Genomic DNA, 14541 nt, shown 5'->3' with positions numbered 1-14541 from the left:
GATATATTTCTATCGTCGCCCGAGATCGCATCACGGATCGGTAACTCACGAGGATCGCTCGAACGTTCGAAGCGCGACCGGTACGACGCCCTCACCGGCGATGCAGCGTGCGGCTCCGGTGTGTCGACGTCAGCGGAGACGCGCATTCCGGAATGAATCCGACCGCCATATATAAATTGTAGAACGGATAACGCCGATGTATGCGCATCGTCGACTTCGATTTATACACCGTTCCACCGCGCTGGCTCTTTCTCCGATTACGGACTGATACCGGTCTCGAGGGCTGGGGAGAGCCGATCGTGGAGGGGCGAGAACAGACAACTCGCGCGGCGGTAACGGAACTGATCGAGGAGTACCTCATCGGCAAAGATCCGCTACCCGTTGAGCGGCACTGGCAGTACATGTACCGCAGTGCCCACCACAGGGGGGGCCCGATACTGATGAGCGCGATCTCGGGTATCGACCAGGCCCTTTGGGATCTCAAAGGGAAACACATGAACGCTCCGGTGTACGAGTTACTTGGGGGGCCCGTCCGCGATCGCATTGCCGTGTCACAGTGGGTCAGCGGCGACAAGCCCGACGACCTCGCCGACTCGGCGAAATACGCGGTCGAAAACGGATTCGAGTCGATAGAACTGATGATGAACGCGGGTCCCGCGAACACCCGGACACGAAAGATCCTGTTGAACGCGAAGAACAGACTTGACAGTTGTATGGATGTAATTCCAGAACACGTCGACGTCGGCGTGGATATCCGCGGCCGCGTCGGACTGGGAGTCGCGAAGTCGCTCGTGAGCGAGTTGTCGTCGTACAACCTCACGTTCGTCGAGGAACCGGTGCTTCCCGAGCATCAGAACGCCCTCTCGGAGATCGCCTCGGTGAGCTCGAATCCGATCGCGACGGGGCAGCGGTTGTACACGAAAGAGGAGTTCCGGATCCTTCTGGAGAGGCAACCGGTGGACTACGTCCAACCCGCACTCGCGCACGCCGGCGGGATCACGGAAGTCATGAAGATCGCCGATCTGGCGTCATCTTACGGGGTTCGGGTGCTGCCGAAGTCTCCGGTCGGTCCGATATCCTTCGCTGCCTGCCTGCAACTCAGTCTCGCGAACCAGAACGTCGTGCAACAAGAACAGCACGACGAGCTCCACTCGAAGCCCGACAGCGAGTTCTTCAGCTACGTCGCGAACGACGACTACTTCCAATGGGAAGACGGGTTCCTCTCGGTGACCGACGCCCCCGGGCTGGGGATAACGATCGACACCGAAACCGTCCAGACGATGGCCGGTGAGTCCATCCACTGGCGAAGCCCGACGTGGCACCACGACGACGGCAGCGTCGCTGATTGGTGAATTTGTTTAGTATCGCTAAATCCGGTCCGTCAATCGAGGTTCAGTCTCCCTTGGAGGCGATCATCTCCCGTTCGATATCCTTCGCTGCGCTCGATACGAGTCCTGCGAGATCTTGCTGGAGGACCTTCCCGCTCAGGCGTTCCTCGGGACCCACGATAGCCACGGCGCACCGAACAGCACCGTCCGGCGTTTTGATCGGCGCGCCGACGCCGTACCGATCCGGCTCGTGTTCACCCCTGCTAAACGAGAGGGACCGTTGTCGGATCTCTCGCAGTTCCTCCTGCCGGTCCTCCAGCGACACGTTCGTACTGCCGTCTGACTCCTGGGTATGGACCGCGGAAACGTCTTTTTTGCTGGCGTGGGCCAGAATCGCTTTTCCCCCGGCCGATCGGAGGAGATCCGCAGGATCGCCCGGTCGGATCGTCACGCGCGGGGTGTGTTCACCGACAGACGTGTGGAGGTACGTCCCGCGTGTCTCCTCGCGGACAACGATGTTGGCGCATTCTCCCGTCGTCTGTGCGAGGTTATCGATGATCGTCGTCCCGGTTTGGTACACTTCGAACCGTTCGCTCCCGATCGTTCCGAGTCGCGAAAATCGAACGCCGAGGTGATACTCGTTTCCTCGTTTGGTGAGGTATCCGAGCCCTCGGAGCGTCGATAAGTGGTTGTGTATCGTCCCCTTCGATAGGTCGAGGTCCTCCGCAAGGGCGGTGACCGTGGGACTGCGTTGGGTCGACAGCGCTTCGAGGACTCGAAAGGTCGTTTCGGTCGATTTGATCGGATTCTTGGCTTCGGTCATACCTCACACATGCGCCTCGTCCGATAAATATCTTGTTCACTATTGTTAAACACGTATCATCGATCGAGGGACACGTGTCATCGATTGAGGGTATGGATTGCGCGACCGAGCGCGTTCTGGGAGGCTTCCATCACCGCCTCCGATAGCGTGGGATGGCTGTGGATCGTCGAAGCGATATCCGTCAGCGTCGACTCGGTCTCTATCGCGCCGCCGATGATAGCGATCAGCTCGGAAGCCTCCGGCCCGACGATCTGGCCGCCGATAACGCGTCCGGTGTCCGCAGCGGCAACGATCCGAACGAATCCGTCGACGTTGTCGAGTGTAAGCGATCGACCGCTCGCGCGGAACGGGAACTCGCCGACCGTCGGCTCGATCCCCGCCTCGCGGCTCTCGCGTTCTGTCATTCCGACCATCGCGATCTCCGGTTCGGTGAACACGGCGGCCGGGATCGCTCGGTGATCCAGAGCGGAGGAGTGCCCGGCGATCACCTCGGCGGCAACTTCGCCCTCCGCGCTCGCCTTGTGTGCGAGCATCGGCTCACCCGCCACGTCCCCTACGGCGTAAACGTGGTCTCGGGTCGTTCGCGCGCGATCATCCGTTTCGAGGAAGCCGGAGTCATTCGGTTCGAGACCGATCGCGTCCAGATTGAGGGTATCGGTCACCGGTGAGCGTCCCACGGCGACCAACACCTTGTCGCTCTCGTAGAGGGATTCGTCTCCGTCCTCGGTCCGGGTGGTCACCACGATTCCGTCGTCACTCTCGCGCCATTCGCTTGCGCCTTCGCCGAAATTGAAGTCCACACCGAGCTCTTCGGCGCGTGTTTTCACGGGGCGAACGAGGTCCGGATCGTATCCGGGGAGAACCGAATCGAGCATTTCGACGACAGTGATATCCGTTCCGAGTTTGGCGAAGACGCCGGCGAGTTCCATGCCGATGTACCCCGCTCCGACGATAACGAGCGAGTCCGGGACCGCTGTCAGCCCGAGCGCGTCGCGAGAGCTCAACACCGGCTCGTCGTCGAAGCTGAACCCGGGAATCTCGATCGGGGAGGACCCAGTTGCGACGATGACGTCGTCGAAATCGATCTCGTGGTCCTCCCCTTCCGTGAGGTCGATCCGCGCGCGATTGTCGGCGACGAACTCGGCGTATCCGTCGATCAGCGAGACCTGATTCGCTTTACAGAGCTTCTCGACTCCTCTGGTGAGCCGGTCGACGACCCCATCTTTCCAGTCGACCATCTCCACGAAATCGTATTCGATGTCGGCGTGAATACCCATCTCGGTCGCGGTCTCGGCCTCGTGGGCGATCCCCGTGGCCGTGATCATCGCCTTCGATGGAATACAGCCGTAGTTGAGACACGTTCCCCCGTACTCCCGGTCGACGAGCGCGACGTCCAACCCGAGCTGTCCCGCCCTGATCGCGGCCACGTACCCTCCGGGTCCGCCTCCGATAACCAGTACGTCCGTCTCCGATGGTAGGCTTCTTCGGCTCATGAGTTCTGTATGTCCGATCAGGCGTAGATGCAACGGTGGTATAAGTGTTTCTCAGTGCGGGGCACAAACCGAGGCGCGTTACCGGTCTCCGGGGCCATGCAAAGATATAATATCGGCCGAAATAACCTCCTAGTCCATGGCAACGCTCAATACTCAGCGACTACCTTCTGTTGCGGAAGGCAAACAACATCCGGTGAAGTATCTGGTCGGGGTCCTCGCGATCGCATTCGGCTTCGTCGGTGCACTCCAGCCACAGTTGCTCTTGTTCGGCGATAACGTGTTTTATACCGTCTGGCTATGGACGTTCAGCCTCGGGATCTACTGGCTGCACACGTTCACCGACACCGAACACGCCCCGACACGGTACATCTCCATCCCGTTCGCGCTCGCGAGTTTCGGAGCCGGCTACTACCTCATCTCTGATTTCACCGCGCTTCGACAGATCCGAGTCGGAATATACACCGATCTGGACATCGCTATCGGTGTTCTCATCATCGCACTCACGGTTCTCTCGGCGTACAAAGAGTATGGGGCGTTCCTCACCGGATTTGTCGTTGTGTCGCTTATTTACGGGTTTCTCGGTCCGTTCATGCCGGGGATCTTCCAGCACGCCGGCTTAGGACAGCGGGTCATCACGGCGAACTCCGTCGAATTCAACGGCGTCTTCGGAATCGTGACCCAATCGGGGGCGCGATGGGTGTTCGTCTTTCTCGTCTACGCGGGGTTGATCAAGGCGATGGGCGGACTGAATCTCTTCTTACAGATCGGCTTCCGGGCGGGAAAGCACATGTCGTCAGGGGTGTCTCAGATCGCCGTCCTCTCGAGTCTGATCATCGGTTCGATCTCCGGTAGCGCACCGGCAAACACGGCGCTGACGGGATCGTTCACCATTCCGATGATGAAAGAGCGGGGGATAGCCGGAAAAACCGCGGCCGCGATCGAGAGCGTCGCGTCCTCGGGCGGGCAGATCATGCCGCCGGTGATGGGCATCGTGGCGTTCATTATGGCCGATCTCCTGGGTATCTCGTACACTGACGTCATTATCATGGGCGCTATCCCCGGGTTCATTTTTTACGGGATGGTGGTCTTTTCGGTGCATCTCGTCTCGAACAAGCTTACCGGAGACGACGACCGGGAACTCAGGGTCGATGAAGCCGATATCGAAGGCGTCGAAATGATGACGACCCGGCAGTTGCTCTTCAATCTCATGCCGATAATCGGTAGCCTGGTGCTCTTGGTCGGGGTTTTGGTTGTGTTCCGGATCAACCCGGCACGCGCGGCGTTTCAGGCGATCGTCACGCTGGTCGGTCTCAACTACGTCGGCCAGATCATCCTCGCAAATTCGACCGACGACTCCCTCGTGGCACCGCTGTTCAACGAATCCCTGACCGTGTTTGAGGGCGTCTACGAGGGGATGATGGCGATGGCGCCGATCACCATCATCATCGCGGCGCTGAACATCATCATCACGATGTTCAATATCACCGGGCTCGGGATCGCGATTTCCCTACAGATCCTCCAGCTCGCGGAGATCAGTCCGTTGCTGTTCCTCCTCGTTCTGTCGATCGTGATCATCCTCCTCGGCATGGGGATGCCGACGATCGCGGCCTACCTGATCACGGTTGCGGTCGGCGTCCCTGCACTCACGGAGTTCGGGTTCGCTCCGGCGGCAGCGCACTTCTTCGTGTTTTACGTCGCCGTCTTCTCCAACATCACGCCGCCGGTGGCGTTCACCTGTGCGGTGGCGTGTAACATCGCGGAGTCCGATTTCATCTCGACGTGTCTAGAGGCGATGCGCATCGGTATCGCGATGCTTATCATCCCGTTCATCATCCTCTATAACCCGTCCCTGATCTTCCTCACGTTCCCGGCGTCGCTGATCACGATCGTCGTGACTACGGTCGCTCTCGGGCTGTTGATCATGGTCCTACAGAACTGGGGGATCCGTGGAGAGATCAGCAGGGCGACCCGAGGAGGGTACCTGCTCGGGAGCGTTGCACTCTTCGGGGCGTTGATCTACGTGTTTTAAGATCGCGGTCCCGATTTTGGTGCCGGTGACTATCACTCGTCCATGACCGTGACGACGGGGACGGTCGATTCGAGGAGGATGGATTGCGTGGTGCTCCCGAATAGCGCCTTCCCGACCGCCGTCCGCTTTCTCCCGCCGATCACGATGTACCGAGCGTCGACCTGCGCCGCGTAGTCGAGGAGCGCTCGGGCGACGTTTTCGTCGACGATTCCGACTCCCTCGGTCGGGACGCCCACGTCGCCGAGCGCTTTTCGGGCGGACGCCGCCGCGGACGACTCGAGTTGAGCCACGGACTCGTCGGCGAAGTCGCTGCCGATGTCGTCGGCCGGAACGTCGATCTCCGTTACGTGCACGACGTGTAACGAGTCCTCGAAGGCCTCCGCGAGTTCGGCTCCCTGTCGTATCAGTGCGTGGTCGTCCGAGTTTTCGATACCAACGATTACAACCATACACATACTGGAACGCTGAACTATTTTAATACACCGACTGTTGACAACGCGCTTCCGTTTCGTCGGCGGTTGCCACCTTCCACCCATAATTTTTAATATGAATAGATGGACGGTAGAGATGATGTCCGAAGACAAAACCGGAAGCCACGGTCACGAGGGTCGCAAAGCGACGTTCGAAAAAACGGCGGGGGAACCCACGCGAGGCCTCTGTCGAGACAAACACGAAGTGCTCATCGACGAACCCGAGTGGATCCCGCGCATGGGTGGCGAGGACGCGCACCCGTCGCCCGTCGATTACATGATGACGGCGCTCGCCGCGTGTCAGGTGTCCGTGCTGTCCCAGTGTCTCTCGAAGGCGCGGATCGACGATTACAACATCAAAGCCGAGGCGACGATCGACGACGCGGGAGAGGACGACGTCGACGAGAACATGCCGGACCACACCGCCAATCGGATCCGTCACATCGACATCCAACTACACCTTGAGGTGCCAGCGGAGCACGAAAAGCGCGCGTCTCGATGCCTCGAAGTGTACGATACGGGATGTATCGTCGGTCAGAGTTACAAGGCGGGAATCGATTACGAGCCGACGACGCACCTCTCTACGAAATGAGCCCGGAGCCGCCGACTCCGACTGCCGCTCCCAAACAAACCGGCTCACAGCGGTTCAGTTTGTAGTAACCTTTTTGTAGATACTCGGGTATCGATAGATACCCATGCGTAAAATCCGATTTCGAGATCCCGCAGGGACAGTTCGAACCGGCGAATTACAGGACGATACCGTCGTCTTCTCGACACAGCAGTACGACCTCGACGACGTCGAAGTCTTGAGTCCGACCGAGCCGAGCAAGATCGTCTGCGTCGGATTGAACTACCTGAACCACGCCGAGGAGACTGATTCGGACATTCCAGAACGGCCCTTGCTGTTCCTGAAGACACCGAATACGGTCTCGAACCACGGCGCTACCGTGGACCTCCCGAAGGACAAATCGCGGATCGACCACGAGGCCGAACTCGGCATAGTGATCGGCACTCACTGTCGAAACGTGCCCGAGGACGAGGCGATGGGTGTTATCGAAGGATACACGATCGTCAACGACATCTCGAATCGAGACGACCAGCGCGAAGAGCAGAATTGGGTTCGGGGAAAGGCGTTCGACAACGCCGCTCCTATGGGACCGGTGGTTGCGACGCCCGAGCACGTGCCCGACGACGCGGCGATCGAACTCCGCGTCAACGACGAGGTCAAACAGCAGTCCACGATCGACGATCTGATCTTCTCGATACCCGAACTGATCGCCGAGATAACGGATCTCATGACGCTGGAACCTGGCGACGTCATCGCCACCGGGACTCCCGCGGGAGTCAGTCCGCTCTCGGATGGCGACCACGTCTCCATCGAAATCGAGGGGATCGGAACGCTCGAACACGACGTTACGGCAGGCGAATTCGAGGGGAGCGTGGAACACGACTTCATGCCGGACCAGTAGCGACGGCATGCTTTCGAAGGTGACATCGTGAACACAAACGATCGGTCGATCCTTCGAGTGGTTATGCCGGCTCACGCTATCCTCCATCTGTACGAGCTGTCGATACCGCTTTTCATGGTGGTGTGGCTGACGGAGTTTGACGTGACGGCAGCGACGCTCGGAGGTATCGTTACCGCCGGATACGCGATGTGGGGTCTCGGGGCGATTCCGGGCGGGAAACTCGCCGATCGGTATGGCTCAAAGCGTCTGATCGCCGGCTGTCTGGTCGGGATGGGCGCGTCGTTTCTGTTGTTGAGCCTCTCGTTTGACATCCTCGTCATGGCGATCGCGTTAGTCTGTTGGGGAACCGCCGCGAGCGTGTACCATCCCGCGGGCCTAACGGTGATCAGCAAGGGGATCGACCAACAGGGCAGCGCCTTCGCGTATCACGGGATGGCCGGCAACGTCGGCATCGGGCTCGGTCCGCTGATCGTCGCCGTCTTGCTCGTCTTCTTCGAGTGGCGGCTCGTCGCAGCGCTGCTGACGGTTCCGACGTTTTTCGTCTTCGTTCTGACCGTTTTTACGGAGTTCGACGAAACCACCGCTGTGACGGACGACGATCGTTCCGAGTCGAACCTGACGTTCCGGGACGGATCGATCCTACTGTTCACCTCCGCGTTCGCCGTTATCTTCGGTATCGTCGTCATCTACGGGCTGTACCTCCGCGGTGCGTTGACGTTCCTTCCGGGGGTACTCGCGGATTTCCGGCTGTTCGAACGGGTGGTCGTGGGCGGTCGTGAGATCGAGCCGTCACAGTTCGTGTACACGTGGATCCTGCTCGTCGGCGTTGTCGGGCAGTACGCGGGCGGGAAGCTCATCGACCGCCTCGACCGGACCGAAATCGGGCTCGGCGGCGCGCTCTTGGCTCTCTCGGCGCTATCGGTTCTGTTCGTGTTCGTCGCCGATCGGGGGATCGCGTTCCTCTTGGTTTTGAGCGTGTTCTTCGGATTCGTGTTGTTCATGATCCAGCCGTTCGAGCATGCGATCATTGCCGAGCACACGAGCATCGAGACACGGGGGCTCTCGTACGGCTATATGTCTCTGGGGGTCTTCGGCGTCGGAGCCGTCGGTGCGACCGTTACCGGCGTCGTGTTAACCTACTTTTCGATGAGCGTCCTGTTCGTTCTGCTGTCCGGGACCGCCCTCGTCGGATCGGGGTTGACGGCGTTTTTATATTTCCAATACTAATGTATTTATTCAATTTCTGAATTATATAAAATATTATCGGCTGATCCATACCGAACGATACTTATATATATGCATGTGTGTTATTGAATAGCGAGATGGTGCAAGAGAGCGACCAGTACAAGAGTAGACGAACCGTAGTGAAATCACTTGGCGTCGGGATCGGTTCGGTGGCCGTCGCCGGATGTCTCGGCGAGGACGACGTCAACGGAGACGGATCCGCCGGAGGTGACGGGAGTACTGCTGACGATTCCTCGTCCGATGACGGCGGGTCGGACACGGACACAACCTGGCGGTTCGGAACCAGTACCGAAGGGTCCGGGTCGGGTTCCCTCGGACCCGTGTTCGGAGCGTTCTTCGAGAACAACTCCGACCAGCTGGGAATCAGCGCGCAGAACACGCAGGGGTTCGTGCACAACCAGCGACTGCTGGACGCCGGCGAACTCGAGATCGGGTTCGCACACAACATCGTCACCCACTGGATGTACAACGAGGAGGGCCCATTCTCGGAGGAGCCGGTCGACATCCGCCCGGTGCAGGGGTTACCGACGATTCAGAACCTCAATCACTGCTTCGTCACTCGGAAAGAGAACGACATCGTGGAGGTACCGGACCTAGCCGGGGAGTCGGTGAGCCTCGGACCGCCGGGCGGTGCGGTCCCGGAGATCGGCGAGCGCGTTCTCCGGGCGGAGGGCGTCTGGGAAGACGTCGAAACGACACGAATGGGATTCACAGAGGCGATCTCCGCGTACCGATCCGAGGAAATCTCGGCGTTCTTCACCGGCATCATTAATATGAGCACGAACCCGGCGACGGTCGAGGCGTTCGAAACCGTCGACAGCGATATCGTTCCGATGAGCGACGCCGGACGGGACAACCTCCTGTCGCAGTACCCGTTCTTCGAGATCGCGGAGATCGATACGAGCCATCCGATGTGGTCGTCCGCGCTGGACACCGTCCACGACACGCTGACGCTACCGCTGCTCAACTCGACTGCGGTCATGCGCCGCGACCTCGACCGAGATACCGTCTATCACGCGATGGAGACACTCCACCAGAATCAAGAGGAGATGGTCGACCTCAACTCCGTGCTCTGGGGCTACGGATTCGGGACCGTCGAGATCGAGGGCGAAGAGGTGGATCGATGGGGGATCCGCGGACAGCAGGCCGATATCCCGTTCCATCCCGGTGCGGCCGACTACCTACAGGAGATCGACGAGTGGAACGACGACTTCGAGATCGCTAACTAAGCCCCACCCGCTCCGGCCGGACCCCACAACATTGATTACGTTCGCTGATCATCGTCGCACATGGCATTCGAAACGCCGGCTGATCACCGATATCTGGAGTCACACGAGTGGGTCCGCGTCGAGAACGGAACCGGTACCGTCGGAATCACTGATTTCGCACAGGACGAACTCGGAGACGTCGTTTTCGTCGAACTTCCCGAAGTCGACGAGGGCTTCGAACAGGGAGAACAGTTCGGCATGATCGAGAGCATTAAAGCGATGTCGGACCTGTTCCTCCCGGTCTCGGGGACGGTCGTCGACGTGAACGAAGCGCTCTATGACTCACCGGAGCTGGTCAATCAGGACCCGTACGGGGACGGGTGGATGCTGCGGATCGAGATCGACGATGCGGACGAGATCGAATCGCTGCAAACGGCGGCAGAATACACCGAGCAGACCGAATAGGATCCCCGAGATGACGCCGTACTCTCCCCTTAAACGGAGCCTCGATTCGGGTAGCGATCCACGGTGCTGGTGAGACGTGACCCATCTACTACATCGATGCTATCCCCTCAGCACAGTCGGATCACCCCTCACGAGAATCGCATCTCCCAGACAGACGCCGTCGACCGAAATATCCCGCCGTGTTTCTAACGTTTTCGCTCGGTGAGCTCCTGTTCATCGTCGTCGTCTCGTTCGTCATCTGCACGATCGCGACGTCGTTGGCGATGGAGTCCGCGGCTTTTTTCGTTCCGACGTTTCTCCTGTTGTTTCCGGCGGTCATCCCGACGTTCCCGGCGATCTCACCGAACGGAGCGATCGGGCTGACGCTCATCATCATGTTTTTCGGGCAGACGAGCACGGTCGTCGGCTACTGGTTCCGTCGACAGATCCGGTTCCGCGTCGCCGGTTCCGTGCTCCTGATCTCGGTTCCGTTCGCGGTCGTCGGTCGTGTCGTCTCGTACGGAATCCCCGGAAACTGGTTGCTGCTCATCTTCGCAGCCGTGGTCTTCATCCTGTCCGTCGTGGTCTATCGCGCTCACGCGTCGGACACGCCGAACCCGTCCACCGACGCGGACGGAACTGCTCCCGCGCCGCGAGAGACCGAACGCTCGCACGTGTTCGACCAGGCATCGTTCGCGTCCGGCGGACTGATCGCTGGACTGGTCGGCTTCGCCATCGGCGAGGTGGCGAATACCCGCCTCCACGTGAACAACGGCCTGCCGATACGGACCTCTATCGGAACGAGCACGCTCATCCTGTACGTGACGATACTGACCGCGAATGTGGTGAACATCGCCCTGTTGAGTACGGGATGGGTCGGTCAGCAGAACGGGATCGCCGTTCCGTGGGGCGTCGCGGTGATCATCGCTCCGGTCGTTCTCGTCGGCGGTCAAGCGGGCGCGTATCTGAACAGCAGACTTCCGGAATCGATGACCGTGCGCGTTCTCGTCGTCGCGTACGTCGCCATCGGGCTGGTGACCCTCGCACGGCTGGCCCTGTAGGGCGACCGCTCCGCCGCCGTGGGTGAGTGACAAACAACAGATCGCCGTCGATCGGCGTCGGTCCGGACCCTCGATCGACCTTAGCTCGACGTCGTCTCGAGGGAGGTGTGGGGCGTGTAGTCGATCCCCGAGCGGAAGCTCTGTCCGACGATACAGCCCTGATCGTACACGTCGAGGCTCCGTTGAGCCGCCTCCGCGTATTCGTCCGGGACCGTGACGTCGATCTCGATATCGACGTGCTGGATCCGGTTTGCCGTGTGCGCGGGCATCTCGTCCGGGACGGAGTCCGCGCCGACTCTGTCGATCGTCGAGTTCACGTCGATCTCGTAATCTTCGATTCCAGCCTTATCGAAGCTCTGTGAGAGCACCGATACCTGACAGGACGTCACCGCGATCATGAGGTAATCGACCGGTGAGGGGGCGCGGTCCTCGCCGAATTCGCTCCACTCCGGTTCGTCGATCAGGACGTCGTGTCTGTCGCGACATCGGCCTTCGGTCGGTTCTCCGGCCTTCTTGTGAAAGGTTGCATTTCTCCCTTCGACTCCGTGCTCACCGGGCTTTTGCTGAGCCATACGGGACGAACGGTTTGCGCGTATTTATGTTCGTTGTTTGTTCACACTGAGCAAGCGTGCGTTCGGCCGGGCGCTCCGTTGGCATCGTCCTCCCAACAGTCGTCTCGACGGAGAATACCTCTGTTAGTCGTCATGCACGGTTGAGCCGTGACGAGACGCATCCGTCGTATCCACGAATGCAATATCCGCCGATCGGCGGGGGCCAATACCACCACGTTTGCGTTCAGTGTGCCGTGCGAGTATAATACTAGACGAATTATATTTACTTAATAATATATTACCCTCTATGTAATGTGGAATATGTTTATCTCATCAGGGTGCACGCCAGCTCAGATGATTTATTTAAGATATAAAGTGATATAATTTAGTGGTTGGTTTCAAATTATCTTCAAAATTTGTATATTTATATCAGATTATGGATTCTGTGCACTATCTTGAAGATGCTATCTCTTAATCCGGTATCCGAAATATATAATATTTTAATAGTATATAAAAATGGTGTATTACTGACCGTATGGCTTTTGATCGCTGATGCCGAGACGGGAGATCGAGTCGAACGGCAGTCCGAGACGGCGACCCCACGGCCGAATGGCCGTCGAACGGACACGCCCGCTCACGCTCGAAGGGCGAGGGTGATCCCGAGCACGGCCACCATCGCCGCGCCCGGAAGCCGCCACGTCACGCGTTCGTCGTCCTGGAGGAACACGGTCGCTCCCGCGACGACGAGCCAGCGGTTCACGTCGAGTGATGGAACGACTCCATCGCTCCTATCACGGCACGCGGTGTAGACTCCCGTTCGACAGGGAAACCGGCGCATTCGCGCCTCAAGAACGGGTCACGTCGTAACCCACGCGATCCCGACTCAGCGGGCGATGTCGCGGGAATCCTCACCCATCAGGGCGGGGAGGACGTCAACCGAGCTGTCCGGACGTGTCAGTCCCGACGCCGAGGTACTCGCGCTGGACCTGCTCGTCGGCCTCCAGCTCCTCGATCGTCCCCTTATAAACGATCCGTCCCTGATCGAGTACGTACACTCGGTCCGCGACTTCCAGTACCGTGTTGAGGTTCTGTTCGACGAGGAGGATCGGGATGTCTCGACCCTTAATCGTCTCGATGGCGTCTATCACGTCCTGTACGATCTTCGGTGCGAGACCTTCCGTCGGTTCGTCGAGCAACAGGAGCTCCGTCCTGCTCAACAGCGCACGGCCGATCGCGAGCATCTGCTGTTCGCCGCCGCTCAGCTTCGACGCTTTCAACGACGCACGCTCCTCGAGTCGGGGCATCCACTCGAGCACCTCGTCGATCGTCATGATCCCCTCCGATCCAGTGATCCCACCCATCCGGAGGTTCTCGTGGACGGTCAGATCGGGGAACACGTCCCGACTTTCGGGCACGTAACTGATACCGCGGGTGCTGATCTCGTGGTCGGGGAGATCGGTGATGTCCGCACCGTCGAACCGGATCGATCCGTCGGTCGGCTGGACGACGCCGGTGATCGTCCGCAACGTCGTCGTCTTCCCGGCACCGTTCCGTCCGAGCAGCCCGACGACTTCGCCGTCGTCGACGTCCAGGGAGACGTCCCAGAGCACGTGTCCGGAGCCGTACGAGGCGTACACGTCGTCCACTCGTAACAGGGGATCGTCGCTCATGATCACGCCTCCTCCCCCGTACCGATGTACGCCTCTTGAACGTCCTCGTCCGACTGGATCTCTGCCGGTTCGCCTTCCGTGAGTATCTCACCGCGGTTGAGCACGGTGATCCGGTCGGAGATCTGCATCACGATCTCGATGTCGTGTTCGATCACGACGAGCGTGATGTCCCGCTCCGCCGCGATACGCCGGATCGTTTGGACCATCCGCACGGATCCCTCCTTGCCCATGCCGGCGGTCGGCTCGTCCAGCAGCATCAGGTCGGGTTCGACCGCGATCGCCAGGCCGACCTCGAGTTTCCTCCGGTCGCCGTGACTCAACGCGTCCGCTCGTGTCTCGGCGAACTCGGAGAGTTCGAGCTCCGCCATCAACGCGTCAGCCTGCTCGGTCGTCGACAGGGAGTCCGCGTTCCGCCACATCGAGTTGCGGTTCCCGTCCAACGACTGCGTCGCTATCCTGAGGTTCTCTCCCACTGTGAGCCCGTCGAACAGATCGGAGATCTGGAACGAACGACTGATCCCTTTCGTGACGATCGTCCGGGGTGCGAGTCCCGAGATGTCCTCGCCGTCGTACAGGATCTCTCCGTTCGTCGGCTCGAGATAGCCGGTCAACAGGTGAAAGAGGGTCGACTTGCCGGCCCCGTTGGGACCGATCACCGAGTGGATCCCGTCGCGCTCGATCCGGAGGTCGACGTCGTTGACCGCGGTCAGTGCCCCGAACTGCTTCGTGAGGTTACGTGTTTCGAGCATG

At 59.7% G+C, this 14541-nt stretch carries 15 protein-coding genes; 8 read left to right on the top strand and 7 right to left on the bottom strand.

Going from position 1 to position 14541, the window contains the following annotated elements; genetic code table 11:
• Window positions 1–200 precede the first annotated feature (200 nt).
• Window positions 201–1352 (top strand): galactonate dehydratase, encoded by a 1152-nt coding sequence (gene dgoD, locus ACNSN7_RS03300; RefSeq protein WP_418280640.1) that lies wholly within the window; start codon window positions 201–203, stop codon window positions 1350–1352.
• 40 nt (window positions 1353–1392) lie between these two features.
• Here the strand turns inward: dgoD and ACNSN7_RS03295 are convergent, their stop codons facing one another.
• Window positions 1393–2151, bottom strand: coding sequence for an IclR family transcriptional regulator (locus tag ACNSN7_RS03295; protein ID WP_418280638.1), 759 nt, complete (start codon window positions 2149–2151; stop codon window positions 1393–1395).
• A 77-nt stretch (window positions 2152–2228) separates the two neighbouring features.
• Window positions 2229–3644, bottom strand: coding sequence for a dihydrolipoyl dehydrogenase (lpdA, locus tag ACNSN7_RS03290; protein WP_418280637.1), 1416 nt, complete (start codon window positions 3642–3644; stop codon window positions 2229–2231).
• A 136-nt stretch (window positions 3645–3780) separates the two neighbouring features.
• Here lpdA and ACNSN7_RS03285 point away from each other — a divergent pair, with 136 nt between their 5' ends.
• A complete protein-coding gene (locus ACNSN7_RS03285) occupies window positions 3781–5673 on the top strand; it encodes a TRAP transporter permease (RefSeq protein WP_418280635.1) in 1893 nt (630 codons plus the stop codon).
• A 32-nt stretch (window positions 5674–5705) separates the two neighbouring features.
• On the opposite strand, the gene ACNSN7_RS03280 is transcribed toward ACNSN7_RS03285, so the two are convergent.
• Window positions 5706–6122, bottom strand: coding sequence for a universal stress protein (locus ACNSN7_RS03280; RefSeq protein ID WP_418280634.1), 417 nt, complete (start codon window positions 6120–6122; stop codon window positions 5706–5708).
• A 121-nt stretch (window positions 6123–6243) separates the two neighbouring features.
• Here ACNSN7_RS03280 and ACNSN7_RS03275 point away from each other — a divergent pair, with 121 nt between their 5' ends.
• The 6 genes from ACNSN7_RS03275 (at window position 6244) to ACNSN7_RS03250 (ending at window position 11570) form a co-directional block, all read left to right on the top strand.
• Window positions 6244–6735, top strand: a complete 492-nt coding sequence (locus tag ACNSN7_RS03275) for an OsmC family protein (RefSeq protein WP_418280632.1) — start codon at window positions 6244–6246, stop codon at window positions 6733–6735.
• A gap of 103 nt (window positions 6736–6838) precedes the next feature.
• On the top strand, window positions 6839–7612 hold the full coding sequence (locus ACNSN7_RS03270) for a fumarylacetoacetate hydrolase family protein (protein ID WP_418280631.1): 774 nt from the start codon (window positions 6839–6841) through the stop codon (window positions 7610–7612).
• Window positions 7613–7675: 63 nt separating this feature from the next.
• Complete coding sequence (locus ACNSN7_RS03265) at window positions 7676–8839, top strand: MFS transporter (RefSeq protein WP_418280629.1); 1164 nt, start codon at window positions 7676–7678, stop codon at window positions 8837–8839.
• A gap of 95 nt (window positions 8840–8934) precedes the next feature.
• Window positions 8935–10086, top strand: coding sequence for a TAXI family TRAP transporter solute-binding subunit (locus tag ACNSN7_RS03260; RefSeq protein WP_418280628.1), 1152 nt, complete (start codon window positions 8935–8937; stop codon window positions 10084–10086).
• A 60-nt stretch (window positions 10087–10146) separates the two neighbouring features.
• On the top strand, window positions 10147–10530 hold the full coding sequence (gene gcvH, locus ACNSN7_RS03255) for a glycine cleavage system protein GcvH (protein ID WP_418280626.1): 384 nt from the start codon (window positions 10147–10149) through the stop codon (window positions 10528–10530).
• A 179-nt stretch (window positions 10531–10709) separates the two neighbouring features.
• Window positions 10710–11570 (top strand): sulfite exporter TauE/SafE family protein, encoded by an 861-nt coding sequence (locus tag ACNSN7_RS03250; protein ID WP_418280624.1) that lies wholly within the window; start codon window positions 10710–10712, stop codon window positions 11568–11570.
• Between the two features lie 80 nt (window positions 11571–11650).
• On the opposite strand, the gene ACNSN7_RS03245 is transcribed toward ACNSN7_RS03250, so the two are convergent.
• The 4 genes from ACNSN7_RS03245 to ACNSN7_RS03230 all read right to left on the bottom strand — a co-directional run bounded on the left by ACNSN7_RS03245 (window position 11651) and on the right by ACNSN7_RS03230 (window position 14540).
• The gene (locus ACNSN7_RS03245; RefSeq protein ID WP_418280622.1) at window positions 11651–12142 is read right to left on the bottom strand and encodes an OsmC family protein; all 492 of its coding nucleotides are present in this window, start codon (window positions 12140–12142) and stop codon (window positions 11651–11653) included.
• A 613-nt stretch (window positions 12143–12755) separates the two neighbouring features.
• A complete protein-coding gene (locus tag ACNSN7_RS03240) occupies window positions 12756–12881 on the bottom strand; it encodes a hypothetical protein (protein WP_418280620.1) in 126 nt (41 codons plus the stop codon).
• Between the two features lie 172 nt (window positions 12882–13053).
• On the bottom strand, window positions 13054–13791 hold the full coding sequence (locus ACNSN7_RS03235) for an ABC transporter ATP-binding protein (RefSeq protein WP_418280618.1): 738 nt from the start codon (window positions 13789–13791) through the stop codon (window positions 13054–13056).
• Between the two features lie 2 nt (window positions 13792–13793).
• Window positions 13794–14540 (bottom strand): ABC transporter ATP-binding protein, encoded by a 747-nt coding sequence (locus ACNSN7_RS03230; RefSeq protein WP_418280616.1) that lies wholly within the window; start codon window positions 14538–14540, stop codon window positions 13794–13796.
• Between the last annotated feature and the right edge of the window lies 1 nt (window position 14541).

This window comes from Halorubrum rarum, assembly GCF_048380895.1.
In the GTDB taxonomy this organism is placed as follows: Archaea; Halobacteriota; Halobacteria; order Halobacteriales; family Haloferacaceae; genus Halorubrum.
This window is presented reverse-complemented; position numbering and strand designations above follow the sequence as displayed.